27 protein-coding genes and 1 riboswitch are annotated in these 24,284 nt (G+C 69.0%); of the genes, 15 read left to right on the top strand and 12 right to left on the bottom strand.

Features of this window, described 5'->3' with window-relative positions; genetic code table 11:
- Nucleotides 1-97 precede the first annotated feature (97 nt).
- Nucleotides 98-2,266: a glycoside hydrolase family 15 protein gene (locus BS329_RS10160; protein WP_076160115.1), complete on the bottom strand. Its 2,169-nt coding sequence runs from the start codon at nucleotides 2,264-2,266 to the stop codon at nucleotides 98-100.
- A gap of 366 nt (nucleotides 2,267-2,632) precedes the next feature.
- Between BS329_RS10160 and thiC the strand changes: the two genes are divergently transcribed.
- Complete coding sequence (gene thiC, locus BS329_RS10155) at nucleotides 2,633-4,279, top strand: phosphomethylpyrimidine synthase ThiC (protein WP_076160112.1); 1,647 nt, start codon at nucleotides 2,633-2,635, stop codon at nucleotides 4,277-4,279.
- On the top strand, nucleotides 4,276-5,097 hold the full coding sequence (gene thiD / locus BS329_RS10150) for a bifunctional hydroxymethylpyrimidine kinase/phosphomethylpyrimidine kinase (protein ID WP_076158548.1): 822 nt from the start codon (nucleotides 4,276-4,278) through the stop codon (nucleotides 5,095-5,097). Before thiC ends, thiD (BS329_RS10150) begins: the two co-directional genes overlap by 4 nt.
- Here the strand turns inward: thiD (BS329_RS10150) and BS329_RS10145 are convergent.
- Together BS329_RS10145 and BS329_RS10140 are read right to left on the bottom strand one after the other, a co-directional pair.
- Complete coding sequence (locus BS329_RS10145) at nucleotides 5,084-5,272, bottom strand: hypothetical protein (RefSeq protein ID WP_076158545.1); 189 nt, start codon at nucleotides 5,270-5,272, stop codon at nucleotides 5,084-5,086. The two genes, thiD (BS329_RS10150) and BS329_RS10145, sit on opposite strands and share 14 nt — an antisense overlap.
- Nucleotides 5,273-5,361: 89 nt before the next feature.
- Nucleotides 5,362-5,760, bottom strand: a complete 399-nt coding sequence (locus BS329_RS10140; RefSeq protein ID WP_208619200.1) for a winged helix-turn-helix transcriptional regulator — start codon at nucleotides 5,758-5,760, stop codon at nucleotides 5,362-5,364.
- A gap of 89 nt (nucleotides 5,761-5,849) precedes the next feature.
- Here BS329_RS10140 and BS329_RS10135 point away from each other — a divergent pair, with 89 nt between their 5' ends.
- On the top strand, nucleotides 5,850-6,773 hold the full coding sequence (locus BS329_RS10135) for an NADP-dependent oxidoreductase (protein ID WP_076158542.1): 924 nt from the start codon (nucleotides 5,850-5,852) through the stop codon (nucleotides 6,771-6,773).
- A gap of 150 nt (nucleotides 6,774-6,923) precedes the next feature.
- Here the strand turns inward: BS329_RS10135 and BS329_RS10130 are convergent, their stop codons facing one another.
- Nucleotides 6,924-7,331: a PI-PLC domain-containing protein gene (locus BS329_RS10130; protein WP_244197097.1), complete on the bottom strand. Its 408-nt coding sequence runs from the start codon at nucleotides 7,329-7,331 to the stop codon at nucleotides 6,924-6,926.
- Nucleotides 7,332-7,399: 68 nt separating this feature from the next.
- On the opposite strand from BS329_RS10130, the gene thiD (BS329_RS10125) reads away from it, so the two are divergent.
- Entirely contained in the window at nucleotides 7,400-8,230 is an 831-nt protein-coding gene (gene thiD / locus BS329_RS10125; RefSeq protein WP_076158540.1) for a bifunctional hydroxymethylpyrimidine kinase/phosphomethylpyrimidine kinase, read from the top strand.
- Nucleotides 8,231-8,278: 48 nt separating this feature from the next.
- Nucleotides 8,279-8,524: a hypothetical protein gene (locus BS329_RS10120; protein WP_076158537.1), complete on the top strand. Its 246-nt coding sequence runs from the start codon at nucleotides 8,279-8,281 to the stop codon at nucleotides 8,522-8,524.
- Here BS329_RS10120 and BS329_RS10115 read toward each other — a convergent pair.
- The 4 genes from BS329_RS10115 to thiO form a co-directional block, all read right to left on the bottom strand.
- Nucleotides 8,502-8,936, bottom strand: a complete 435-nt coding sequence (locus BS329_RS10115; protein WP_076158534.1) for a MarR family winged helix-turn-helix transcriptional regulator — start codon at nucleotides 8,934-8,936, stop codon at nucleotides 8,502-8,504. The two genes, BS329_RS10120 and BS329_RS10115, sit on opposite strands and share 23 nt — an antisense overlap.
- 109 nt (nucleotides 8,937-9,045) lie before the next feature.
- Complete coding sequence (gene thiG, locus BS329_RS10110) at nucleotides 9,046-9,804, bottom strand: thiazole synthase (protein ID WP_076158531.1); 759 nt, start codon at nucleotides 9,802-9,804, stop codon at nucleotides 9,046-9,048.
- A 1-nt stretch (nucleotide 9,805) separates the two neighbouring features.
- Nucleotides 9,806-10,006, bottom strand: a complete 201-nt coding sequence (gene thiS / locus BS329_RS10105; protein ID WP_076158528.1) for a sulfur carrier protein ThiS — start codon at nucleotides 10,004-10,006, stop codon at nucleotides 9,806-9,808.
- Nucleotides 10,006-11,076 (bottom strand): glycine oxidase ThiO, encoded by a 1,071-nt coding sequence (gene thiO / locus BS329_RS10100; RefSeq protein WP_076160106.1) that lies wholly within the window; start codon nucleotides 11,074-11,076, stop codon nucleotides 10,006-10,008. The genes thiS and thiO overlap by 1 nt, the downstream gene beginning before the upstream one ends.
- Nucleotides 11,070-11,177, bottom strand: a riboswitch (TPP riboswitch). Its footprint overlaps the gene before it by 7 nt.
- Before the next feature lie 30 nt (nucleotides 11,178-11,207).
- Between thiO and thiE the strand changes: the two genes are divergently transcribed.
- Nucleotides 11,208-11,873: a thiamine phosphate synthase gene (gene thiE / locus BS329_RS10095; RefSeq protein ID WP_076158525.1), complete on the top strand. Its 666-nt coding sequence runs from the start codon at nucleotides 11,208-11,210 to the stop codon at nucleotides 11,871-11,873.
- Nucleotides 11,874-11,957: 84 nt separating this feature from the next.
- On the opposite strand, the gene BS329_RS10090 is transcribed toward thiE, so the two are convergent.
- Complete coding sequence (locus tag BS329_RS10090) at nucleotides 11,958-12,677, bottom strand: hypothetical protein (protein ID WP_076158522.1); 720 nt, start codon at nucleotides 12,675-12,677, stop codon at nucleotides 11,958-11,960.
- Nucleotides 12,678-12,828: 151 nt separating this feature from the next.
- Here BS329_RS10090 and BS329_RS10085 point away from each other — a divergent pair, with 151 nt between their 5' ends.
- Entirely contained in the window at nucleotides 12,829-13,770 is a 942-nt protein-coding gene (locus BS329_RS10085) for a threonine ammonia-lyase (protein ID WP_076158519.1), read from the top strand.
- On the opposite strand, the gene BS329_RS10080 is transcribed toward BS329_RS10085, so the two are convergent.
- Entirely contained in the window at nucleotides 13,760-15,289 is a 1,530-nt protein-coding gene (locus tag BS329_RS10080; RefSeq protein ID WP_076158517.1) for an MFS transporter, read from the bottom strand. The two genes, BS329_RS10085 and BS329_RS10080, sit on opposite strands and share 11 nt — an antisense overlap.
- Nucleotides 15,290-15,469: 180 nt before the next feature.
- Nucleotides 15,470-16,225, bottom strand: coding sequence for a GntR family transcriptional regulator (locus BS329_RS10075; protein WP_076158514.1), 756 nt, complete (start codon nucleotides 16,223-16,225; stop codon nucleotides 15,470-15,472).
- Nucleotides 16,226-16,365: 140 nt separating this feature from the next.
- Between BS329_RS10075 and BS329_RS10070 the strand changes: the two genes are divergently transcribed.
- Both BS329_RS10070 and BS329_RS10065 read left to right on the top strand, forming a co-directional pair.
- Complete coding sequence (locus tag BS329_RS10070; protein ID WP_076158512.1) at nucleotides 16,366-17,409, top strand: SIS domain-containing protein; 1,044 nt, start codon at nucleotides 16,366-16,368, stop codon at nucleotides 17,407-17,409.
- Between the two features lie 53 nt (nucleotides 17,410-17,462).
- The gene (locus BS329_RS10065; protein ID WP_084749554.1) at nucleotides 17,463-18,395 is read left to right on the top strand and encodes an N-acetylglucosamine kinase; all 933 of its coding nucleotides are present in this window, start codon (nucleotides 17,463-17,465) and stop codon (nucleotides 18,393-18,395) included.
- A 107-nt stretch (nucleotides 18,396-18,502) separates the two neighbouring features.
- Here BS329_RS10065 and BS329_RS10060 read toward each other — a convergent pair whose 3' ends face one another.
- Nucleotides 18,503-19,186: a DUF3159 domain-containing protein gene (locus BS329_RS10060; RefSeq protein ID WP_076160103.1), complete on the bottom strand. Its 684-nt coding sequence runs from the start codon at nucleotides 19,184-19,186 to the stop codon at nucleotides 18,503-18,505.
- A gap of 272 nt (nucleotides 19,187-19,458) precedes the next feature.
- Between BS329_RS10060 and BS329_RS10055 the strand changes: the two genes are divergently transcribed.
- From BS329_RS10055 to BS329_RS10030, 6 genes are all read left to right on the top strand, one after another.
- Nucleotides 19,459-20,298 carry an SGNH/GDSL hydrolase family protein gene (locus BS329_RS10055; protein WP_076158507.1) on the top strand — a complete coding sequence of 280 codons (840 nt, stop codon included), beginning with the start codon at nucleotides 19,459-19,461 and terminating at the stop codon, nucleotides 20,296-20,298.
- A 544-nt stretch (nucleotides 20,299-20,842) separates the two neighbouring features.
- Nucleotides 20,843-21,559, top strand: coding sequence for an OmpA family protein (locus BS329_RS10050; protein ID WP_244197096.1), 717 nt, complete (start codon nucleotides 20,843-20,845; stop codon nucleotides 21,557-21,559).
- Nucleotides 21,560-21,566: 7 nt separating this feature from the next.
- The gene (locus tag BS329_RS10045) at nucleotides 21,567-22,004 is read left to right on the top strand and encodes a hypothetical protein (protein ID WP_076158502.1); all 438 of its coding nucleotides are present in this window, start codon (nucleotides 21,567-21,569) and stop codon (nucleotides 22,002-22,004) included.
- A 91-nt stretch (nucleotides 22,005-22,095) separates the two neighbouring features.
- Entirely contained in the window at nucleotides 22,096-22,572 is a 477-nt protein-coding gene (locus BS329_RS10040; RefSeq protein ID WP_076158499.1) for a DUF6932 family protein, read from the top strand.
- Nucleotides 22,569-23,453: a hypothetical protein gene (locus tag BS329_RS10035; protein WP_076158497.1), complete on the top strand. Its 885-nt coding sequence runs from the start codon at nucleotides 22,569-22,571 to the stop codon at nucleotides 23,451-23,453. Before BS329_RS10040 ends, BS329_RS10035 begins: the two co-directional genes overlap by 4 nt.
- Before the next feature lie 161 nt (nucleotides 23,454-23,614).
- Nucleotides 23,615-24,265, top strand: coding sequence for a DUF4190 domain-containing protein (locus tag BS329_RS10030; protein WP_076158494.1), 651 nt, complete (start codon nucleotides 23,615-23,617; stop codon nucleotides 24,263-24,265).
- Nucleotides 24,266-24,284 lie beyond the last annotated feature (19 nt).

Here is a 24,284-nt window from a genome sequence, read left to right as displayed (position 1 = left end):
CGCGAGGCCCCGTGATCGCGATGGCAGGGCGCCCCTGGCTGGAACGTGACGTTCCAGCTCAACGAGCGCCCTGGCAGCGCGATCACGGCCGGCGCGATCAACAACTCAAGTAGTGGCACCGCACCACCCGCGGCTGCTCGATCACCTTCCCGGCCTCCACCGACCAGGCGAGCCGGAGGTACTGGGCGTGCGTCCACGCCAGCGGCGTCGCGGACGCCGTCGGCCTGCCCGCAGGGAAGCCCGTTTGACCCGAAGGCGCGTTCTCGTCCCAGACCTGCTCCGGCATGGTGTCGCCGGAGCTGCTGACGCGGCCCAAGTCGCGAAGCCGCTTCGCGGCCGTACCCCGGTCTCCCGCAGCGAGGTCGTACTCGCCGCGTTCACCCGCGAGCAGTGGCCAGAGTCGCCCGAAAGTGGTCCGGCTCTCGGCCGGGAACGTGTAGTCCCACGGTGAGCCGTCGGCCTTCTCGCCGTAGCCATCCTTCGTGTAGCGGTGCCAGAACTGACCCGTCGGAGTGGTGAACGCGATGTCGGCGTCGGTGACCTTGACGCTGTTCCGGATCACCGGATCGTCGGCCCGGTAGATGCCCAGCCTCACCAGTTCAAGGAATCCGGCGTCGGTCACGGCACGCTGGTCCATGGTCACGCTCGAATTGCCCAGGTTGTACTTCGTGCCGCTGTTCGCGTCGCCGTCCTTGGTCAGCCGGACGAAGTACGGGTCCTTCGACAGCGGGCCGTTCGTGGTCACCGTCCACCGGGAAAGTTTCGCCTTGAACGCGTCGGCGGTGCCGAGATAGCGCTTCGCGTCGGCGGCGGCGCCGTTCGCCTTGGCGAGATCCGCCGCACAGACCAGTCCGGCGATCACCGCGGCGATCGTCGAAGGCGAGTAGCCGTCCTGTTCTTCCCAGCGCTCCTGCTGGCTGTACGGCGACGCGTGACCGTTGCCGGCCTTATAGGACAACAGGAATTCCGCCGCCTTGCGCACACCCTGCCAGGTTCTCGCGTCGGTGCGGCCGAGTTGCTGCGCGAGCACGATCGGCAACGCGGTCTCGTCGAGCTGGACGGACTTCCAGTACGGCGTGCCGTCGACGTGGCTGTTCTGCGGCAGATGCCCGTCCGGCAGCTGCTGCGTGCCGAACATGTAGTCGACCGACCGGTTGGCGGCGTCGCGGTCGCCAGCGGCGAGCAGGCCGGTCGCGATCTGGTAGAGGTCGCGCGGCCAGACCAGGTGGTAGGTGCCCGACGGCGACCATTCCGGATCGTTGTCGCCGAAGCGCCAAGGCATGCTCGGCGAAGCGATGAGCGCCCCCTGGTGGATCTTGTCCTCACTCGCCGCGAGCATGAGCACGGACGCTTGGTAGAGGTCCCGTTCCCGCTTGGTCTTGAGCGACGACGGCACGTCCTTCACCTGCCGGAGGTACTGCTTCCAGCCGCGGTCGTAGGCACGGGCGGCATCGGCGAATCCCCGCCGTTGCGAGGCTTTCGCATTGGCGAGGGCTTCAGAGTCACTCGCGCCCATGCCGAGCGAGAGCGTGAAGTCCCGCGAACGGACACCATCGGCGGAGGTCTGCCCGGTCAGCAGCACGTTGCCCTTGGCCGCGCCTGCGTAATCCTTGAGCGTGAAGGACTTCGTCAGCTGGGTGATGCCGTCGGACGAGCCCGCGTAGCCCACGGAAGTGCGCGAGAACGCCGGTTCGGCGGTCAACGCGGCCGCGGTCTTCGCGTCGGACGCAACCAGGTTCACCCCATCGGAGCGTGCGGAGTCGTCGGATCCCTCGTTGGTGAGATCGGGGTCCGCGACCGCGTGCACCTGGTACGGGCGGCCGGTCAGCGAGACGAAGTCGACGTCGATCAGCACACTCGCGCGCGCCGGATCGGTGACGTAGGTCTTGCGGAGCTTCCAGCGGCGCTGATCGTCGGTGATGGTCTGCTCGTAGGTGAGGCCGCCGGTGCGGCGCACCTGCTGCGACCTGGCCGAGGAATCGACGGCGGCGAAACTCTTCCCGTCGGTGACGACCAGATCGAGGGAGCGGACGCTCGGCGTCGACAGGTCCGGGTAGTAGATCTCGGAGAGGCGGCCACCCTGCAAGGTGAACCAGACGTTGCTCGCCCGGTCGCGAGCGGTGCCGAAGCCGGTCTTGTCCGCCGGGAGCCAGCTCGGATGGGTGCCGGGGGCTCCGGGCGCCTCACCGCCCTGTGCCGCCGCCACCGCCGGGACCAGGCCGGCGATCAGCACGCCTGCCAACGCCGGGAGCATGAATTTCCGCATGACCACCCCAGACTTCTGTAACGGTGCAGAACATCGGGATTCTGTCGTGAATCCCGCGCGAGCACATGCTCCAAACCGGTGAACCGCTAACGCTGTCGACTTGTCGATCACGCAAGTAGAGGACGGGTTGCGGTAGATGCGCGCGCATCTACCGCAACCCGTCCTCTACTTGCGGCTTCGGAGTGACCGATCCCCTGGAGGGTTGATTGCGGGAGCCTCCGCGTGGCATGGTCGGGGCACAACCAAACAACCGCGGGAGCTCGCGCCATGGCGGGCTGAGAGGGCGGCTGGTGTCTTTCCAGAGGACCCGGCGCCGCCGACCGCATGAACCTGACCGGGTAATGCCGGCGTAGGGAGTGAACGTCGTTGACGACGCTTGAGAACGGTGCCCAGAACGTCACGCCGACCGTGACCACCGGGCCCATCACCGGTTCCCGCAAGATCTACAACCAGACCGAATCCGGTCTCCGGGTGCCCGCCCGGCGGATCGACCTTTCCAACGGCGAGCATTTCGATGTCTACGACACCTCGGGTCCGTACACCGACGACGACGCGCGGATCGATGTCCACAGTGGACTCCATCGGCTGCGCGCGGGCTGGGCCGACGGGCGCGAGCACAACACCCAGCTCGGCTGGGCCAAACAGGGCGTCATCACCCGCGAAATGGAGTACATCGCGGCACGTGAGCGGTGCACGCCGGAGTTCGTGCGGGACGAGGTGGCCCGCGGTCGCGCGGTGATCCCGGCCAACCGCAAGCATCCGGAGAGCGAGCCGATGATCATCGGCAAGAACTTCCTGGTGAAGATCAACGCCAACATGGGCAACTCGGCCGTCTGGTCCTCCGTCGAGGAAGAGGTCGACAAGATGGTGTGGGCCACCCGCTGGGGCGCCGACACCATCATGGACCTCTCCACCGGCAAGCGGATCCACGAGACCCGGGAGTGGATCGTCCGCAACTCGCCGGTGCCGGTCGGCACCGTGCCGATCTACCAGGCGCTGGAAAAGGTGGACGGGGAACCGGAAAAACTGTCGTGGGAGATCTACCGCGACACCATCATCGAACAGTGCGAACAGGGTGTCGACTACGTCACCGTGCACGCCGGCGTGCTGCTGCGCTACATCCCGCTGACCGCGCGCCGGGTCACCGGCATCGTCTCGCGCGGCGGCTCGATCATGGCGGCCTGGTGCCTCGCGCACCACAAGGAATCGTTCCTGTACACCAATTTCGCCGAACTCTGTGACATCCTGCGCGAGTACGACGTCACCTTCTCCCTCGGCGACGGTCTGCGTCCCGGCTCGATCGCCGACGCGAACGACCGCGCTCAGTTCGCCGAGCTGGAGACGCTGGGCGAACTCACGCACATCGCCCGCGAACACGACGTCCAGGTGATGATCGAGGGCCCCGGTCACGTGCCGATGCACAAGATCAAGGAGAACGTCGAACTCGAGGAGAAGCTGACCGGCGAGGCGCCGTTCTACACCCTCGGCCCGCTCACGACCGACATCGCACCGGCGTACGACCACATCACCTCGGCCATCGGCGCGGCGCAGATCGGCTGGTACGGCACGGCGATGCTCTGCTACGTCACGCCGAAGGAGCACCTCGGCCTGCCGAACCGCGACGACGTCAAGACCGGCGTCATCACCTACAAGATCGCCGCGCACGCCGCCGACCTCGCCAAGGGGCACCAGTACGCGCAGGAGTGGGACGACGAGCTTTCCAAGGCCCGCTTCGAATTCCGGTGGAACGACCAGTTCAATCTGTCGCTGGACCCGGACACCGCGCGGTCGTACCACGACGAGACGCTGCCCGCGGAACCGGCGAAGACGGCGCACTTCTGCTCGATGTGCGGGCCGAAGTTCTGCTCGATGCGGATCACCCAGGACGTCCGCAAGTACGCCGAGGAACACGGACTGTCCACTGTGGAAGCGATCGAAGCGGGCATGTCGGAGAAGTCGACCGAATTCGCCGAGCAGGGCAACAAGGTCTACCTGCCGGTGGTCAATCAGTGACGGAAACCCCCAGGACCGCCCTCACCATCGCCGGCTCCGATTCCGGTGGTGGTGCGGGCATCCAGGCCGACCTGCGGACCTTCTTCGCCAACGGGGTGCACGGGATGGTCGCGCTCACCGCGGTCACCGTGCAGAACTCGCTGGGTGTGCAGGGTTTCAGCGAGATCCCTGTCGACGTCGTCACCGGCCAGATCAAGGCCGTCGCGACCGACATGGGCGTCGACGCCGCGAAGACGGGGATGCTCGCGACGGCCGAGATCATCAACGCCGTCGCCAAGACGCTCGACGAGGTCCACATCGGACGGAACACTTCGACGCCGTTCGTCGTGGACCCCGTCGCCGCTTCGATGACCGGGCACGCGCTGTTGCGCGAGGAGGCACTGGAGGCGATCCGCACCGAACTCTTCCCGCGCGCCACGCTGATCACCCCGAACCTCGACGAGGTGCGGCTGCTGACCGGCGTCGCCGTCACCGGCCCGGCGACCCAGCGGGAAGCGGCGGAAGCTTTGCTGGAGTTCGGTTCCGCGTGGGTGCTGGTGAAGGGCGGCCACCTCGACGTGGCCCAGGACTGCGTGGATCTGCTGTCCGACGGCGAAACGTGGATCGAGCTGAGCGGGCCGCGGTTCGACACGCGGAACACGCACGGCGGCGGGGACACGATGGCTTCCGCGATCACGTCTTCGCTGGCGAAGGGTTCCGACGTGCCTACCGCGGTCAGTGAAGGGAAGCGCTTTATCGAGCGTTGTGTGGCGGAGTCGTATCCGCTGGGGGCGGGCGTGGGCCCGGTTTCCCCCTTCTGGCGGCTCAGCGAGGCCTGAAGCGAGTCGCGACCCGAGGAGCGTCCACGGCGGCCATCAGCTTGTCGAACCGGGTGCCGTCCAGGCCGATGACCAGTACCTTCGGCGCCTCGGCCGCCGCGAAGCTGTCGGTCAGGCCCGAGCTGAGCCCGGCGACGGCCACCACGGCCGGCAGAAGGGAAAGCGTTCTGCGCACGAAAGCCTCCGGGTAACTTGTTCGAACCGACTGTTCGCCAAGTTGGTGCCCTGAACCGACTTCCCGATGAAGTGCCCGCCGGACGGACTTCAGCCGACGGGCTCCAACACGCGTGAGTCGTAGGCCTTGCGGGATTCCAGGATCCCGTCGAAGTTGCCGACCGACCATTCGCTGACCGCCATCAGCAACGTGCTCGCGCTCGAACCGCGTTCGGTCAGCGCGTACTCGACGGTCGGCGGCGTGGTCGGGTACACCGTCCGCGTGACCAGGCCGTCGCGTTCGAGGGCACGCAGGTTCTGGGTCAGCATCTTCTGGCTGATCCCGCCGACGGCGCGGCGCAGTTCACCGAACCGGTGCGGCCGCCGCGAGAGCGCGCCGAGTACCAGCGCGGTCCACTTGTTGGCGAGCAGATCGAGGACGTCTCGGCACGGACAGTTCCGCAGGTAGATGTCCCACGGCGATTCCGGCACTTCACAGGTGGTATCCATCATATACCTAGTTTACCTGTAAGTGCCTTCTGGTGAGAAGTGACCAAGGCGCCGAGAATGAAGCCACCGGAACGAATAAGGAGCTTTCGATGCGTGTCGTGACCCAGCAGCGGCTTGGTGGCCCTGAAGTGCTGGAGGTGACCGAGACCGACCGCCCGGCGCCCGGCCCGACCGAGGTGCTCGTGCGGGTGCGCGCCGCGGGCATCAACCCGGTCGACTGGAAGACCCGCGCGTACGGCGTCTTCATGGGCGAGCCACCGTTCGTCCTCGGCTGGGACGTCTCCGGGGTGGTGGAGGAGCTTGGCGTCGGGACGACACGGTTCGCCGTCGGCGACGAGGTCCTCGGCTTCCCCTGGTTCCCCCGGCAGGCCGGTGGCTACGGCGAATACGTGACGGCCCCCGCCCGCCAGTTCGTGCGCAAGCCCGCGAACCTCACCCACGAGGAGGCCGCCGGACTGCCGCTCGCCGGGCTCACCGCGTGGCAGGGTCTCGTGGACCTCGCCGGCCTCCAGCCGGGACAGCGTGTGCTGATCGACGCGGCGGCGGGCGGTGTCGGGCACCTCGCCGTCCAGGTGGCGAAGGCGCGCGGCGCGTACGTCCTGGGCACGGCGAGCGCCGGGAAACACGACTTCCTCCGCGAACTCGGTGCCGACGAACCGATCGACTACCGCGACGAAAACGCGACCGCGTCCGAGGTGGACGTCGTCTTCGGGCTGGTCGGCGAGCAGAGCGACCTGCGCTGGCTGGACGCGGTGAAGCCGGGCGGCCTGCTCATCGCGGTTCCCGGTGGCGTGAGCGAGTCCGTCGCCGCGAAGGCCGAGAAGCTGGGCGTGCGGACGTCGGGGATGCTCGCCGAACCCGATCAGCTCGGCCTGCTGGCGCTGACCGAACTGATCGAGAAGGGCGCATTGCGTGTCCACGTCGACCAGATCTTCCCGCTGGAGGACGTCGCTAAGGCCCACGAAGTCGGCGAAGGCGGACGTGTCACCGGGAAGCTCGTCCTGACGGTCTAGGTACTCATGAGTGGTGAGGACGGTTAGGGCGGACCGGTATCGAGGCAGGTGTTCCGGTCCCTGCACGTCGCGAAAGCCACTTTCAGGACACCACACGTCCCGAAAGTGGCTTTCGCGACACCGGCCGCCGGGACCGCAGCCCGGCACGACCTAGCCGCGCGGCAGCACCTTCGGCAGGACAGTGGTCAAATCCGCCCAGTCCGAGGTGAGCACCGACGCGTGGTTCTTCGCCAGCAGAGCCGCCCGCTCGCTCGCCTGCGCCACGGTGGGGTTACGGGAGTCGATGGCCGGCGCGACGTTGTGCGCGTCGGTCATCACCACGTAGTAGTGGTTGTCGTCGTACCAACCCGGCCCGTTCCGCGTCAGGAACGCGCTCGCGTCGCCGTCAAACACCACGAACCACGGCCGCAGCCCCGCGTCGGCGTACTTCGTCCGAGGGTCGCCCGGCGCCGCGCCGTGCACCGTCGGGAAGATCTGCGCCTCGCCGACGCGGCCCGCGTCCTTCGAGGATCGCAGGTGACGCCCTTTCGCACGCGAGGAGTGCAATGGCTCACACACTGTGCCACCGTGGTGGACGGCGGCCGAACCGGTGTTGAACCACAAGGACCAGTCGGGAAAATGAACCCATGAGCGAGAATCCGAGCCCGCCGTCGGCGCTGACCATCGCAGGCTCCGACTCCGGCGGCGCCGCCGGTCTGCAGGCGGACCTGCGCACGTTCCTCACCTGCGGGGTGCACGGCCTGGTCGCGGTGACCGCGGTGACCGTCCAGAACACCCTCGGCGTGCACGACCGCACCGATATCCCGGCGCGGATCGTTGCCGGGCAGATCGAGGCGGTCGCGGCCGACATGGGCGTCAACGCGGCCAAGACCGGCATGCTCGCCTCGGCCGAGATCATCCACGCCGTCGCCGCCGCTTGCGACAAGGCCGAAATCGGGCGCGACCGGAAGGTGCCGTTCGTGGTCGATCCGGTCGCCGCGTCGATGCACGGACATCCGCTGTTCGACGAGGACGGTTTGGTGGCGCTGCGGGACGAACTCCTGCCTCGCGCGACCGTCCTGACGCCGAACCTCGACGAGGTCCGGCTGCTGACCGGGATGACCGTGACCACCCGCGAGCAGATGCACCAGGCGGCGGTCGTCCTGCACCGGCTGGGCCCGAAGTACGTACTCGTGAAAAGCGGCCACCTCGTTTCGGATCCCGAGTGCGTCGACGTGCTCTTCGACGGCTCCACCTTCGTCGAACTGCCCGGCGAGCGATTCGCGACCCAGCACACGCACGGCGCCGGGGACACGATGGCGTCGGCGCTGACGGCAGGACTCGCGAAGGGCATGTCCGTCGTGGAGGCCGCGCGCTACGGCAAGTGGTTCGTCTCACACGCGGTCGAAAACGCCTACCCGATGGGCGCGAAGGTCGGTCCGGTTTCGGCGTTCTGGCGGCTTGCGCCGGAGCACTGAGCACACGGCCGGTTACGGTGGCCAAGGTCGTCGGACTTCATCATCGCGGTGATCCCGACGACCGGTCCGTTCGCGGTGCCGCGGGCGTTGCGCGTCCCCCGGGTTCCGCGGCTGATCTCGGTCGTGCCGTCGACGCGGAAGGTCGTCACCGGCCTGCTCTCGCTGATCATCTTCGTCGCGGGGGTGATGACGGGCGAGGCGGTGCTGAATCTCTTCATCGCCGTCGTGGTGAGCGGGATGGAAGACGAGCTTCGGGCTCTTCGCGCCGAAGTCAGCGCTCTTCGTCAGCGATAAGCGCTTCAAGCGCGGGCAGAGCCGCCGCGAGCGCCGCCTGATGCTCAGGAGTCAGCCGTTCGAGGCGCATACCCAACTCGTGCACGCGTGTCGACCGGACGCCGGAAACCAGCCTCTCGCCCTCTTCGGTCGCCTCGGCGAGCCAGGCACGCCTGTCGATCGGGTCCGATTCACGGCTGACGTAGCCGGCTTCGACCAGCGAAGCGACGATCCTCGACATGGTCGCCGCGGCGACGCCTTCCTTCGCCGCGAGATCACCCAGCCGAAGCTGTCCGTAGTTCACGAGCGTCGCGAGCGCGGAAATCGCACCGTGGCCTGGTCCGGGCACCCCCGCCTGGCGCAGTGACCGGGACAACCGGCCCACCGCCAGGAACAATCTGCCCGAAACATCCTGGACCGCTGACGTGGTCACCACTGGCTCCTCTGGGTACACGGCGGCGGGTGCGCCGCCGGAGAGTGCCGTCAACCATACGGGCTTCCGGTGCGTACTCGCCGTCAAGTCCGCGAACCGTACAAAAGGGTTATCGGGGCGGACTGGAGGCGTGCGCCCAGAACCGCCGCGGGATCCGCCCCGCCCCCGCCGCCAGCCGTCCGGCGGTGACGGCCGCGCGCATCGCCGACGCCATCCGTTCGGGGTCCGCGGCCCTGGTCACGGCGGTGGAGAGCAGCACGGCGTCGCAGCCGAGTTCCATCGCCAGCGTCGCGTCCGAGGCGGTGCCGATACCGGCGTCGAGGATCACCGGGACACCCGCGCGCGACACGATCAGCTCGATGTTGTGCGGGTTCCGGATACCGAGACCGGTGCCGATGGGCGCGCCGAGCGGCATCACGGCCGCACAGCCCGCCTCCTCCAGCCGCAGCGCCAGTACCGGGTCGTCGTTGGTGTACGCCAAAACGGTGAAGCCGTCCGCGGTGAGCTGTTCGGCCGCTTCGAGGGTCTCGAAGGGGTCCGGAAGCAGCGTGCGGTCGTCGGCGTGGACCTCCAGCTTGATGAGGTCGGTTTCGAGCGCTTCGCGGGCGAGCTGGGCGGTGAGGACGGCTTCCGCGGCCGTCCGGCAACCGGCGGTATTGGGCAGCAGACGAATGCCGAGCCGCCGAAGCAGTTCGAGGACACCGGAGCCGCCTTCGCCGTCGGCCTTGCGCATCGCGACGGTGGTCAGTTCCGTGCCGGACGCCACCAGCGCCCGTTCCACCACGGCGAGGTTCGCCGCGCCGCCGGTGCCGATGATCAGCCGCGACGTGAGTTTGTGCTCGCCGATGACGAGGTGGTCGCCGTCCATTTCAGCCTCCTTGCACAGCGGTGAGGATGTCGACGCTGGCGCCCTTGCGCACCACCGCTTCCGGCCATTCGCCGCGCCGGACGACCACGCCGTCCACCGCGACCGCGACCCCTTTCGCCGCCGTGCCCAGCGCTTCGAGCACGCCCTCGACGGTGGTCCCGTCGGGGAATTCGCGCCACTGGCCGTTGACCTGGATCTCCATCACACCCGCTCCTCGCTTCGCCGCGACGGCGTGGCCGCCGCGACCTCGTCCGGCAACGGCCCGCCGTCCAGCCACGCGACCGCGGCGTCCGCGGTGAGCGGGGCCATCAGGAGGCCGTTGCGATGGTGGCCCGTCGCGGCGAAGACGCCTTCGCCGAGCTCACCGATGAAGGGCATCGTGTCGACACTCGCCGCGCGAAGCCCGGCTGCGGTCTCGACAAGTTCGTATTCGGCGATACCTGGGAGGACGCGTTCCGCGCCTTCGAGCAGCTCGCGGACCCCGCGCGCGGTGACGGTCTCATCGAAACCGGCCTCGTACTGGGTCGCGCCGAGTACGACCTCGCCGTCTTCGCGCGGGACGAGGTAGATCGGGCGGCCCTCGACCATCGCGCGGACGGTCCGGCGCGGCGGCGGCAGGCAGCCCCGGCGCGGCCTCAACCGGAGGATCTCACCCTTCAGCGGGCGGACGGCGCCGGCGAGCGCGGGGTGCAGTCGTCCGGTCCAAGCGCCCGCGGCGAGGACGACGTGGCTGAAGCCATCGAGGCCGGTGACGGTCTCGTGGCGAAACTCCACTCCATGCCTGCCGCAGGCGTGTTCGAGCGCGTGGAGGAGTCTTCTGTTGTCCACGGCCAGATCCCCGGGTACGAGCAGTCCACTTCGGACGGATCCGGCGAGACCGGGCTCGGCGCGGCGAGCCGCCCGGCCGGTCAACTGCTCGACCTCGCGGCCGAGTTCGGTGAGGTACACGGCGAGCATTTCGAGGTTGCCCGCGTCGGCGCTGTCCAGCGCGACGACGAGCGTGCCGTGCGGCGAAAGGCCGGGGTCGACACCCTCTTCGGCCAGGTCTCGGGCGAAATCGGGCCAGCGCCGCAGCGACGCCTCACCGAGGACGAGGACGTCCTCCTCGCCGGGCCACGCCTCGGTGACCGGCGCGAGCATGCCACCCGCGAGCCACGACGCGCCGCGCCCCGGCTCGGGGTCGTGCACGGTGACGCGATGGCCGCGCACGGCCGCGCGCCAAGCGACCGACAGACCGATGACCCCGCCGCCGACTACCGAAAGTTCCTTCATGAACGCGCGCTCCCTGCGCCGGCATGACCCGGATCAGGTTCCACGGTCGGAGCGGTTTCGGCTCCCTCTCAGCCCGTCCTCGGGCTCCCGTGCGGACCACCCCACCGTAGCGCGCGGGTACCGTCGCCGCCATGCCCACCCTGTCTGGTCAACAGATTCGCGCCCGGCTCGCGGATGCCCGCCTGTACCTCTGCACCGACGCCCGGTCCGGCCGCGGCGACCTCGCCGAATTCGCCGACGCGGCCCTGTCCGGCGGCGTCGACATCATCCAGCTGAGGGACAAGACCGGCGGTGCCCCGATCGAGGCGAAACACGAGATCGCGGCGCTGGAAGTGCTCGCGGAAGCGTGCGAGAAGCACGGCGGACTGCTGGCGGTGAACGACCGCGCCGACGTCGCGCTCGCCGTCGGCGCGCACGTGCTGCACCTGGGCCAGGACGACATCCCGGTGCCGCTGGCACGCCGCGTTCTCGGCGACGACGTCGTGATCGGCCGGTCGACCCATTCGGCGGAACAGGCCAAGTCCGCCGCCGAGGAGCCGGGCGTGGACTACTTCTGCACCGGCCCGTGCTGGCCGACGCCGACGAAGCCGGGCCGGTCCGCGCCGGGGCTCGATCTGGTGCGTTCCACCGCGGCTTTCGGGACGTCGCGGCCGTGGTTCGCGATCGGCGGGATCGACGCCGGACGGCTGCCCGAGGTGCTCGACGCGGGGGCGTCGCGGATCGTCGTCGTCCGGGCGATCACCGAGGCCGAAGACCCTCAGGGAGCCGCTCGCACCCTTCGCGCCTCCCTCGCCTGACCCCCACGCCCGCGTTTCGTCCTCTAGTTGCGGTAGTTGGCGGTGCGAACTACCGCAACTAGAGGACGAATTGCGGGGAGGGGGTCAGGGCGCGGGGGTGCCGGAGGCGGGGGCCGAAGGGGTCGTCGGGGGCGCCTGAGAGGTCGACGGAGTCTTCGAGGGCGTCGTCGGAGGCGACTGGGTGGTCGTCGGAGACGTCGGCGTCGTCGACGGGGTCGGCGTGCTCGAAGGCGTCTTCTCGGGCTGGTTGTCCTGAGTTTCCGAAGGGGTCGTCGCAGGCGGAGCGTCTTGCTTGTCCTGCCGCTCCTGGGCGTGCCCGCCGTCGATGATCTTCCCTATGGTCGTCCCGGTCCCGCCGCCGAAGGTCTTCCCGGTCGCGCCCTCGAAGCCGGTGATCGCGACGAGCGCCACCACGAACGCCACCACGCTGACCCCGGCGATCACCGCCCAGCGCGGCTTGAACTTCCGCTCGGCGGGCTCTTGGTCCTCCGCCGGGGTGAGTCGGACGGTCTCCTGCTCCGACGGGTCGAGCACCCGGCGCCGTCCAGGCACCGTCAGTACGACGCGCGCCTTCAGCGCCGCGTCCTTCGTGCGTTGCAGCGAACGCAGGTACAGCTCGCCGCCGAGCGTGGTGATGACACTCGCCAGCCCCGCACCCGCCACCGTTCCCGCCACACCGAGCGTGGAACCCAGCAGCGCCGCGGTGATCGCGGCCAGCGCGGCCGCCGTCACCTGGACGATCCTCCCTTGCTTTTCCGTCTTTTCCGTCTTGTCGGTGTCCTTCTCGGAGGTCTCCTTGGTCATAATCCCGTTCTGCAAGCTAGTCGATCCTCAACCGGTCCTAACGAACAAGGCGCGCGGGATGCTCCCTTCGTTGTCCACACGTGAGGAACACCACGCCGTCTGTCCAAAAAGGACTGTATATGGTTCACGATTCCTTGACATAATCGGAGGTATGGAACTGGTCTCACTCGAGGAAATCCGTGCCGCGGCGAGCCGGATCAAAGGCGCCGCCGTACGCACGCCGTTGCTGGAACAGTCGTGGACTCCATTGTGGCTCAAGCCGGAAAGCCTGCAACCGATCGGCGCTTTCAAGGTTCGCGGCGCGTACAATGCGATCGCCGCACTGGACGAAGATCGGCGTGCTCGCGGCGTCGTCGCGTTTTCCAGCGGCAACCACGCGCAAGCGGTCGCTTACGCGGCGAAACGGTTCGGAATTCCCGCGGTGATCATCGTTCCGGACGTCGCGCCGCGCGCCAAGGTCGAAGCGACCAAAGCGCTCGGCGCCGAAGTCATCGAGGTCCCGATCGACCGCCAGCAGTCCTCCGCGTTCGCCGTCGCCGGCGAACGGGACCTCGCCATGATCCCGCCGTTCGACCACCGCGACGTCATCGCCGGACAGGGCACCGTCGGCCTGGAGATCGCCGAAGACCTGCCGGACGCCGGCGTCGTACTCGTCCCGCTCAGCGGCGGCGGGCTCGCCTCGGGCGTCGGCACGGCGATCAAGGCACTGCTCCCCGGCGCGAAGGTCGTCGGCGTCGAGCCCGAACTCGCGGCGGACACCGCCGAGGGGCTGCGCGCGGGCAGGCGGATCGAATGGCCGATGGACCTGCGGGCGCGGACCACCGCCGACGGCCTGCGCGCCCAGCCGTCGGACCTGACCTTCGCCCACCTCCAGTCGGTGCTGGACGACGTCATCACGGTTTCCGAGGAGGAGATCCGGGAGACCGTCCGGACGCTGGCGCACCGCGCCCGCCTGATCGCCGAGCCGAGCGGCGCCACCGCGACCGCCGCGTACCTGTTCCACCGCGGCGAACTGCCCGAGGGCAAGGTCGTCTCCGTCGTCTCCGGCGGCAACCTGGACCCGGCCACCCTGGCCGGGATCCTCAGCGACTAGCGGGACGGACATGCGTCGGCGGCGCGTCGACCCCGCAGTGGAGACACTCACCCGGGTGGGGTGACTCGTCGGCGTCGGCCGTGTCCGCGGCTTCTTCGGTGTCGTCGCTGGAAGGCGCGCCGAGAACACCGTTGTGGATGCCGAGCGCGATCAGCCCTCCTCCGATCGCCAGCGCCGCGCACACCAGCAGCGCCGTCCGCCAGCCCGAGGTCAGCGCCACCGGATCGGTGTAGGCGGCGCCGGACAGCCCGGCCACCGCGGGCAGCACCGCGATCGCGAGCAGCCCGCCGGACCGCGCGATGGCGTTGTTGACGCCGGACGCCACCCCGGCGTAGCGGTCCGGCGCGGCGGCGAGCACGGTCGCGGTCACCGGCGCGACGACCGTCGCCAGCCCGGCACCGAACACGACGACGGCGGGCAGCACCGAGCCGAGGTACGTCGATCCCGGCCCGACCCGCATCAGCAGGAGCATTCCGGCGCCGACCAGGATCGGGCCGAGGACGAGTTGCGCCCGCGGCCCGATGCGCTGCGCCAGCGCACCCGACCGACCGGAGAACAGCAGCATGATCACGGTGATCGGCAGTCCGGCGAGCCCCGCCTCGGTCGGCGAATAGCCGAGCGACACCTGTAACTGCATGACCATCAGCATCATCACGCCGCCGAGTGCCGCGTAGACGACGAAGGTGAGCGCGTTGGCGAGGCTGAACGTGCGGTCGCGGAACAGTTTCGGCGGCACCAGCGGATCGGCGGAGCGGTGCTGGATCACCAGGAACGCCCCCAGCCCCGCGACGCCGAGCACGATGCAGACCAGGACGACGACGTCCCCGATGCCGCGTCCCGGCGCCTCGACCAGCGCGCCGGTCAGCCCGGCCAGCCCGATCGCGCCGACGGCGGCCGCGGTGAAGTCCGGATGCCCGATGGCCTCCTCGTCGCGGGACTCGGGCACGTAGCGCTTGGCCAGCAGGACGCAGACGGCGGCCAGTGGCAGGTTGATCAGGAACGCCAGCCGCCACGACCACACCTGCACCAGCACGCCGCCGAGCAGCGGGCCGATCGCCGCCGCGATCCCGCCGAGCCCGGACCACGCGCCGATCGCGCGGGCCCGGTCGTCGTGGGCGAAGGACGCTTGCAGGATCGCGAGCGAGCCGGGCGTGAGCAAAGCTCCCCCGATCCCCTGGAGGATCCGGGTCGCGACGAGCATCTCGGTCGTCGACGCGGCGGCGCACAGCCCGGACGCGATCCCGAACCAGACGACGCCGACGATGAACATCCGGCGGCGCCCGTAGCGGTCGCCGAGCGAACCGGCGACGAGGATCAGCGCGGCGAGCGCGAGCAGGTAGCCGTCGAGGATCCATTGCAGGCCCGCGACGGAGGCTTCGAGTTCTTCGCCGATCCTCGGCAGGGCGACGTTGATGATCGTCCCGTCGAGCATCGCCATCCCCGAACCCACGATGGTCGTCGCGAGCACGCCGCGCGCCACCGGCGTCCCCCAGCCGATACCCGCCACCCCGTCACTCATAGGACGACTGAATCACGGCCGCCGCCACCAAGCCACCGCACCTCCAATTACCTGACGCGTCAGAGAATTAACTAGCGAAGCCGCTGGAACCGGCGGATCTGACTCCCCGGAAACGCCCTTCAAGACCACCGCGAGTTCACTTCGGTCCAGCGCCCTGCGAAACGTTTCCGTCAGCGCGCCTTAAGGCAAGAGCGTCGTGACGAACTTGTAACGATCGCCACGGTAGATCGCACGAGCGAACTCGACCGGCTTTCCGTCGGTGGCGAAAGAATGCCTCGAAAGGAGCAACATCGGCATTCCGACGTCGGCGCCGAGCATCTCCGCCTCGTGCGGTCCGGCAAGCGCTGTCTCGATCGTTTCCTCGGCCCTTTCCAGCTCCACGCCGTAGTGCTCCCTCAGCACCGCGTACAGCGAACTACCTGCGGAAACATGTTTGCGCAAACCACGGAACCGGCCGAGGGGGAGATGCGTGGTCTCCAGCGCCATCGGCTGCGAATCGGCCAGCCGGAGACGGCGAAGGCGAAGGATCTTCGCACCGACCCGGATTCCGAGCAGTTTCGCCAGATCGGCCTCGACCGGCAGTTCGTCGATCTCCAGGAGCTTCGACGACGGCTTGAGACCCTGCTTGCGCATGTCCTCGGTGTAGGACGACAACTGCAGGCGCTGCGCGAGTTTGGGCTCGGCGGCGAAAGTGCCCTTGCCCTGCACGCGGTGGAGCCTGCCCTCGGCGGTCAGGTCGGCGAGTGCCTGCCGGACCGTGGTGCGCGAAACGGTGAATTCCCCCGCCAGCGCCCGTTCCGTCGGAATCGGCGAGCCCGGCGGCAACGCGTCGAGCAGATCGAGCAGATGCTGTTTCAGCGCCCAATACTTGGGTTCGCGCTGCCCGCGCATCCCCGCCGTCGTGCCCGCCTCACCCGCGGTGGTTGTCTCCAGCATGACCGACTCCCTAAGCCTTCCCACTCAAACGCGCGCCGTCCCCGCTAGGAAACGTACCCTTCACCACAAACGTCCATTCGGGCTAGCATTGGTCTAGACCTACTCGGGGGACGAAGTACGTCCCGGTCGAAGGGAACGAGATGACCGAACAGCGCCCCGGCGAGCACATGGCCGCGGAGATCTCCCAGCAACCCGCCATTCTGGCAGGAATCGTGGAGCGACAGGCCGAAATCGCCGAGGTGGCCGAAGCCATCTCCAAGCGCCCGCCCAGGTTCGCACTGCTCGCCGCCCGCGGCTCCAGCGACCACGCCGCCCTGTATGCGAAGTACCTGATCGAAGTACTCCTCGGTCTCCCCTGCGGTCTCGTCTCGCCCTCCACCGCGACTTTGTACGGCGCCCGTCCCGATCTGCGGGACGTTCTCTTCATCACAGTAAGCCAAAGCGGCGGATCCCCGGATCTCATCGAGGTCACCGAAACCGCGCGTCGCCAGGGAGCGCTGACCGTCTCGGTCACCAACACCCCGGAATCCCCGTTGCGCGCCGCCGCCGAACTCGGCGTCGACATCGGTGCCGGGCTGGAAAAGGCCGTGGCCGCCACGAAGACGTACTCGGCCACCTTGCTCTCCCTTTACCTGCTGATCGACGCGGTCCGCGGCGGCAAGGGCGAGGACGCGGCGAAGCTGGGCGAACTCGCGCAGCAGACCCTCGACAACGCCGACGAAGGCGTGCGGCGCGCGGTGGACCGCTACCGGTTCGTCGACCGGGTGCTCACCACCGGCCGCGGTTACTCCTACGCCTCGGCGCTGGAAGGTTCCCTGAAACTGGCCGAAACCAGTTATCTCGCGGCCCGCGCGTACAGCGGCGCGGACCTGTTGCACGGTCCGGTCGCCGCGGTCGACGGCGAGACCGCGGTGCTCGCCGTGACGAGCCAGGGACACGGCGTTGGCGCGATGCAGGAGGTTCTCGAGGCCGTCGGCAAACGCGGCGCGGACGTGCTCGCGGTCGGTTCCGCTTCGGCCGACGTCCCCGCGGCACTGCGGATCGGTGTCGCCCCTTCGGCCGAAGAGGTCGCCCCGATCCTGGAGATCCTGCCCATCCAGCGGATCGCGCTCGGCCTAGCGCTGGCGCGCGGCGGTGACCCGGACAGCCCCCGCGGGTTGCTCAAGGTGACCAAGACCCGGTGACGCACAGCCGACGCGCTCTCCCCCGCGGAGGCGGCGGTGGGCACTGTGTAGGCGTGGACGCCGGAGGCACGTCGACGCGAGCGATCGCGCTCGACGCCTCCGGCGCCGTCCTCGGTTCCGGACGCGCGGGCGGGGCGAATCCCAACTCCCACGCGCCCGCCGAAGCCGCGGCGCGGATCGCGAGCGCGATCACCGGCGCGCTGGGCGGGCTGGACCCGGCGGCGACGGCGGCGTGCGTCGTCGGCATGGCCGGCGTCAGCAAACTGAGCGATCCGGCGATCGCGAAGATCTTCGAAGCCGCTTGGAAGAACGCGGGAATCAGTCCTGTGCGGACGGTCCCCGACTCCGAAGTCGCCTACGCGTCGGCCACTTCCGCGCCGGACGGTTCGGTACTCGTGGCGGGCACCGGCTCGATCGCCGGACGGGTCCGCGGCAGGCGGATGGTCTCCACCGTCGACGGCTACGGCTGGTTGCTCGGTGACGAAGGCTCGGCCTTTTGGCTCGGCCGCGAAGCCGTTCGCTCCACTTTGGATACTTTGGGCCTCGGCGGCGAACTCGGCCCGCTCACGCGCGCCGTACTCGCCGAAGCGCTCGGACCGTCCGCAGTGGACCCGGCGAGCGACCGGTCCGCGTTGTGGCGCGCGCTCATCACGAACGCCAACGCGGAGGCACCGATCCGGCTCGCCAGGTTCGCCCCGCTCGTCAGCGAGGCCGACCGCGACGGCGACCCGGCGGCGGACGACATCACCACCCGCGCGGCCGCCCTGCTGGTGACGAAGGTCATGGCCGCGCGAGAACCCGGCGAGAACACGCCGATCGTCCTCGTGGGCAGTGTGTTGTCACCGGACGGCCCGGTCGGGGCGAAAGTCCGCGCCGAACTCGCCGGGTTCGAGGTCCTGACCAGCACCGATGGCGTACTCGGCGCCGCGTGGCTCGCCGCCGTCGACGCGTACGGCGAAGGAGCGCCACGGCCTTCGCACCCGTGAAAAACACCAAAAAAGAGCCCTAAAAGACCAAACCATCGACTCCGGGGCCGAACTCCGGGTACCGTAGGACCCGGCCCCCGGACCCTCCCCCCTCGCCGGGGGCCGCCTTATGTCCTCGGCAGCCCGCCGGGCTCGGATCCGGAGGGGTTCTCGTTCTCCTCCACCACCCGCAGACCGGGATGTTCCGGCGGCAGCGTGCGGTACAGCACCCAGCCGCTCACCGCGACCGTCACCGCGACCAGCGGCCAGGAAAGCACCGTCCGCGCGATGCCGAGCGCGACCACCTGCCCGCTCCACCACAACGAGCCGTAGACGACGACTCGCAGCGTGTACTGCAGGAAGACCCACACCCAGCTCGCCCGCGAATACGCGCGCAGCAGCGCGGGATCGCGGCGCCAGCGGGTTTTCTGCCCGATGACGAGCCCCACGATGACGCCGAGCAGCGGCCACCGGATCACGACGCTGGCCGCCCACAGCAGCGCACTGGCCACATTGGACAGCAGCTGGATGAGGAAGAAGTCCTCGGCACGGCCGGTGTGCAGGGCGATCAGCGCGGCGGCGATCACCGCGGCGAGACTCACCACGACCGCGCGCGCCTTGTCGCCGCGGGCGACCCGGTACGCCCCGAGCAGCACCGCCACCCCGATGGCCACCCCGGCCCCCCAGGCGATCGACTGGTCCGCGATCAGCCAGCCGATGACGAAGGCCGCGGGCGGGATACTCGCGTCGATGGCGCCACGCCGCCCGCCGAGGATCTGGGCGAGCGACTCGCGCGGGGGTCGATAGGTCACCCTCACAGCCTGCCGGATCCCTGAGCCCGAGCACCCTGGCGGGGAGACGTTCGCCACATCATGTGTCCGTTTTACGTCCACTTGAGGGGAATCTCCGCAGCACAGGAGTGTCATCCCGGTAATGGGGATGCAGGGACGTCCGACAAAATAAGAGACTGTGTCAACGGGCTGAACCACGGGTTTCGCTCAGGTGGGATTGCAGGGGCGCTCTCAGCTGTTAGTTGTGGTGTACAAGTACCAACCGGGGGCACACGGACGGAAGGGGACCCAACGTGTACGGATTCGACAGCTTTGTGGCGATCGGTGACAGCTTCACCGAAGGACTCAACGACGATCTGCCGGACGGCACCTTCAGGGGCTGGGCGGACCGGCTCGCGGAGATCCTGGCCGAAGGCAGGCCCGATTTCCAGTACGCGAACCTCGCCCTCCGCGGGAAGATGCTCGACGAGATCCTCGAAGAGCAGTTGCCGATCGCCCTCGCGGTCAAACCCGACCTGGTCACCCTGTGCGCGGGTGGCAACGACATCATCGTGCCCGGCGCGGACGTGGACGCCGTCGCCGCGCGGCTGGAGGCGGGGGTCGCCAAGCTGCGCGAGGCCGGGATCCCGGTGCTCATCTTCAACGGGCCGGACACCAAGTACCTGTCCGTGATGCACGTCCTGCGCGGCAAGGTCGGCATCTACAACGCGCATCTGTGGGCGATCGCCGACCGCCACGGCGCGAAAATGGTCGACATGTGGGCGATGGACCCGCTGCACGACCGCCGCGCCTGGAGCGACGACCGGCTGCACTTCACCCCCGAGGCCCACCGGCGGATCGCGTTGCGCGCGGCCGAGGTACTCGGCGTCCCGGTCGACGGCGACTGGCGTGAGCCGTGGCCGGCGTCCGAGGAGCCGAGCACCTGGATCACGTCGCGCCGCTCCGACCTCGAGTGGACGAAGGTGCATCTGCTGCCGTGGATCCGGCGTCAGCTCAGGGGCGAGTCCATGGGCGACGGCCTGTCGCCGAAGCGCCCCCAACTCGCGCCGTTGCTCCCGCTGGAGCAGATCGAACCGGCGGGCGTCTCCATCCCGGTCGAACCGCTACGGGAGATCCACCACCACGCGAGCTGACCTCGGCCGCGGCGCGGTGCTCTAGTCGCCTGAAGTACAGGAAGGCCCCCTTTCTTGTGCCTAGGGCAGGCCCGGCGAAGTCGCAGAGTTGCTGGTCAGCGCTGCTCTGGGGAACCAGTTTTGACATCGCTGGTGCCCGCAAGGGGTCGAGCGGGGAGGATTTCGGACGGTGAACGTCCGAAATCCTCCCCGCTCAGGGGGCTCCGCAACCGATATGTCCCCGTGAAGGCTCCCGACTCGCGTGAAGGCACACTCAGGCGACCACCGGCTGCTCCGATCAGGCCGACCGGTGTCACTCAAGAGGGTTGTGTACCGACCCGCCGGTGGTTCCGCGCCGGAGTCGGCACGGGTCCGCCACGCCGACCGGGCACCTCTCCCGGGCCACACCCCCGACGTCGCAGGCCAGGGACACACGCCACCGGCCGGCGACGAGTAACGGCGTACCGGAAACACGCAGCGGATTAGCCCCAACGGCCGCCCGGCGCTGCGCCGGACGCGGCAAAGCCGGTTCGCCAACCGGCAGGGCGCGGCTTACAGTTCCTTCATGCCCGGTACACGCTGGAGCCGCTTGCTGCCTACAGCGCTGCTGGTCACGCTCGCCTTGACGGCGATTTCCGTGTGGTCGGCCTCGGACGACATCGAGGCCGAGCTGGCGGCGCGCGCGAAGGAGGCGCTGGCCGATGTCGGCGTCTCCGGCGGTCAGGTGAGCTTCTCCGGCCGCGACGCGAACCTCACGGGTTTCCCGCCGGACAAGGCCGCGCAGGCGATGGACGCCATCCAGCGGGTCGACGGGGTGCGCGCGGTCGAGATCTCCGGTGACACCGCCCCGCCTGGCGGACCGGTGACGACCAGCGGCGAGCCGTCGAGTCCCGCGCCGCCGAGCCCGCCGCCCAGTCCGGCGCCGACTTCGGCCAAGCCCACGGACAAGGCCGGTTTCCAGGCCGAGATCGACCGTCTGCTGACGGCGACGCCGATCACGTTCGAGCCGGACACCATCGCACTCACCGCGGACGGCGAACGCGGCGCGATGGAGATCGCGAAGCTGCTCACGGACGCTCCGCGCGAACTGCGGTTCCGGATCACCGGGCAGGTGGCGACCGGTTCGGACCGGAAGCTTTCGCTGAACCGGGCGCTGGCGGTGGAGCGGCTGCTGGAGCGCAACGGGGTCAACCGCGACCAGGCGTACTCCACCCAGCGCAGGAACTCCGACGGCGCGAACGGCGAAGGCCGCCGCGTCGACATCACGGCAGAACAGAGGTGATGGCCGAATGCTCTGGCTCTTCGGGCAGATTTGGCTCTGGCTGCTCATCTCCTTCGCCCTCGGCTGCGGTGTGACCTGGCTGATGACGCGGGGCGAACGGCGCGAGCGGCCGGCGGCCCCCGAGCCGGAGCGCGCCGCTCCGGCCTACTCCGAGCCGGAGCCCGAGCCCGTGCCCGAGCTGCTGTCCGCCGAGCAGACGCAGTTCCTCCCGCCCGCGCGGATCCAGGACGACGACGTGCCGTACGACCAGGAGGCGGAAGGCCACCGTGAGGGTCAGCTGACCCCGGAACCGGTGCGTCCGGCGCTGGTCTACCACCCCGAGGAGCCGGAACCCGCCGGCCGGAACGGCGACCACGGCCACGAACCCGAGCCGGTCTGGCCGAGTGACGAGGACTGGCCGCCGGCCGGGCGCGCCTCCGAGCACCGGCCGGGGCAGGGCGGCTGACACCCGCCTGGTAAATTCGGCTACGCACTGTGAGCGTGACGCCGGGTACGTTTCTTCGATCGGGAGCCCCGGCACACGAAGGAGGCTCCGATTGGCGCTCCCCTATTGGACGCCGCACAACCTGCTGCCTCCGGGCCGCCATCCCGCCGATCTGGCCGATGTCTACGAGCGGCTGGTCTTCGACGCACCGCACCAGAACGATCGTGAGATCCTGTTCAGCGCGTTGAACAGTTACCTGGGGGTGGCCCGGCGGATCATGCCGACCGGCCGCGCGTGGATCGGCGGCGCGCTGACCGCCAGGACCCCGCATCCGCCCCTCGGGCTCGACGTGGTGCTGCTCCCGGACGAATGGGGCGCGCTCAAACGGCTCGACGACACGGGCCGCTCGGCGCTGTACGGACTGCTGACGCTGCGCGGGGTCATCGTCGGGCAGCCCGCCATGTACCTCGACCAGGTCCAGCCCGTCGGCGGCATGCTCGACGGCTTCCTTTGCCGCCCGGGCGACGAGGAGATCTGGGAACAAGTGTGGGCATCGGGTGGCAGGGGAATTCCGGAAGTGATCTGGTGAGAAACGAATTCCGGCGCATCGCCGACGAGATCCCCGGCGGCACCTGGCTCGACGACCTCGCCCGCGCGTCGGCGATGGCCGCGTACGCGAAGTTCGAGCGGACGTCCCGTTCGCCACTGCTTCGCGTGTCTGTCATCGGCGAATCGCATCTCGACGCCTACACCTTCTCCGACATCAGCCGCGCGCTGCAGGACGCGACGGCGAAGATCGGGCACATCATCCGCAACCCATCGGGCGAGGTGACCATCGTCCAGCCCGCGGACCGGGAGAAGGCCCCGCTGATCCAGCGCGGCCAGGCAGGCAACGCGATCTTCTTCGGTTTCCCGGAACCGGCGCTCGACGACGCGCTCATCCACGACGGCCTCGAGTCGCTGTCCGAGCGCGCGGTCAAGGAACTGTGCGACTTCCTGCCGGCCAACGGTTCCGACGACGGCGCGCTGGACGCGGTGCTGTTGCAGCGCGACACCGTCCGCAACGCGGTCAGCGACATCGTCAACGCGGTCACCAAACACGCCGGGATCGGCATGGCGCTGACCCCGACCGCCGGCGAGGAACTGACCCGCAGCATGACCACCGAGCAGGCGCGGGTCCTGTCCGGGAGCCTGCGCGAGTCACGGGAGGCCGTTGGCTACGAGACGGTCAGCGGCAGGCTGGACGGCGTCCGCACCCGGCGCCGGATCTTTTATCTCGAACGCGAATCGGGCGGCACCATCCAGGGCGCGGTCGCGCCGGATCTGCTCGACGAGATCAAGGAGAACCTGGACCGGCCGGTGACCGCGCGGCTGCGCGTCGTGCGCACCACGACCATCGACGGCCGCCGCGGCCGCCCGGTGCACGAGCTGCTGGAGATCACTCCCGAAGTCAGCCTGTTCGATCAGTGATCGGGTTTCCGATATTCGACGGTGCCACAATTCTCGTCAGAAAATATCGATAATCGCTCGATTATCGTTGAATGATGACTTTTTCCGGCAGGTAACAATTTCGGCCATTGCCCCGAACGATGGGTTAACGTCTTCGGACGGAAGCCTCCGAAAGGGCATGTATGCCGACCGATCCACCTCTCCCGCACCCACCCGCCACCCGCTACGGCCCGGGCTTCACCACGCACGGCACCCGGCACCGAAAGCCCCAGAACGGCCTGGTCATCGTGGGTTTCCTGGTCGGGCTCGCGGCGGTCGGGGTCGCCTTCGTCCCCGTCGCCGGGATCGCCGCCTGGCCGCTCGCCGTAATCGGGATAACCCTTTCCGTGATTGGTCTTACCAAAATCAAGAAGGGTGAAGCCGACAAGAAGGGAATGGGAGTGGCGGGGCTCGCGCTTTCCATCGCGGGACTGATGGCGGCGACCGGGTTACTGGTCTACACCAGTTTCTTCGCTACTGGCGAGTCGGGACTGCACATCCCGGCGGTCGCCTCGGACAAGAACACCGTCGAGTTCGTCGTCAGCGCTTCCGGCGGCGCGACCGTCCGGTTCGGCTCGCTCAACGACCAGCGGACCGAGACGACCCCGGCCAGCACCGACGAATGGCGTGGCACGGCGTCCTTCAACTCCGGTGACTACCTGCTCACCGTCACCGCGGACACCCGGAACTCGTCGGTCAGCAACCAGATCGCCTGCACGATCCTGGTCAACGGCCGGAAAGTGGCGGAGAACAAGGGCCAGACCATCGCCCTGTGCACCGCGAGCACCGGCTGACCCTCGCGTTTCGTCCTCT

It is taken from the genome of Amycolatopsis coloradensis (assembly GCF_001953865.1).
Classification (GTDB): domain Bacteria; phylum Actinomycetota; class Actinomycetes; order Mycobacteriales; family Pseudonocardiaceae; genus Amycolatopsis; species Amycolatopsis coloradensis.
This window is presented reverse-complemented; position numbering and strand designations above follow the sequence as displayed.

Bases quoted from the DNA above. Each gene is read 5' to 3' on its own strand.
- BS329_RS10160 (WP_076160115.1), bottom strand. From the start codon at position 2,266: ATGCGGAAATTCATGCTCCCGGCGTTGGCAGGCGTGCTGATCGCCGGC.
- BS329_RS10140 (WP_208619200.1), bottom strand. From the start codon at position 5,760: ATGGATACCACCTGTGAAGTGCCGGAATCGCCGTGGGACATCTACCTG.
- BS329_RS10135 (WP_076158542.1), top strand. From the start codon at position 5,850: ATGCGTGTCGTGACCCAGCAGCGGCTTGGTGGCCCTGAAGTGCTGGAG.
- thiD (WP_076158540.1), top strand. From the start codon at position 7,400: ATGAGCGAGAATCCGAGCCCGCCGTCGGCGCTGACCATCGCAGGCTCC.
- thiG (WP_076158531.1), bottom strand. From the start codon at position 9,804: ATGGACGGCGACCACCTCGTCATCGGCGAGCACAAACTCACGTCGCGG.
- thiS (WP_076158528.1), bottom strand. From the start codon at position 10,006: ATGGAGATCCAGGTCAACGGCCAGTGGCGCGAATTCCCCGACGGGACC.
- thiO (WP_076160106.1), bottom strand. From the start codon at position 11,076: ATGAAGGAACTTTCGGTAGTCGGCGGCGGGGTCATCGGTCTGTCGGTC.
- thiE (WP_076158525.1), top strand. From the start codon at position 11,208: ATGCCCACCCTGTCTGGTCAACAGATTCGCGCCCGGCTCGCGGATGCC.
- BS329_RS10090 (WP_076158522.1), bottom strand. From the start codon at position 12,677: ATGACCAAGGAGACCTCCGAGAAGGACACCGACAAGACGGAAAAGACG.
- BS329_RS10085 (WP_076158519.1), top strand. From the start codon at position 12,829: ATGGAACTGGTCTCACTCGAGGAAATCCGTGCCGCGGCGAGCCGGATC.
- BS329_RS10080 (WP_076158517.1), bottom strand. From the start codon at position 15,289: ATGAGTGACGGGGTGGCGGGTATCGGCTGGGGGACGCCGGTGGCGCGC.
- BS329_RS10075 (WP_076158514.1), bottom strand. From the start codon at position 16,225: ATGCTGGAGACAACCACCGCGGGTGAGGCGGGCACGACGGCGGGGATG.
- BS329_RS10070 (WP_076158512.1), top strand. From the start codon at position 16,366: ATGACCGAACAGCGCCCCGGCGAGCACATGGCCGCGGAGATCTCCCAG.
- BS329_RS10050 (WP_244197096.1), top strand. From the start codon at position 20,843: ATGCCCGGTACACGCTGGAGCCGCTTGCTGCCTACAGCGCTGCTGGTC.
- BS329_RS10045 (WP_076158502.1), top strand. From the start codon at position 21,567: ATGCTCTGGCTCTTCGGGCAGATTTGGCTCTGGCTGCTCATCTCCTTC.
- BS329_RS10030 (WP_076158494.1), top strand. From the start codon at position 23,615: ATGCCGACCGATCCACCTCTCCCGCACCCACCCGCCACCCGCTACGGC.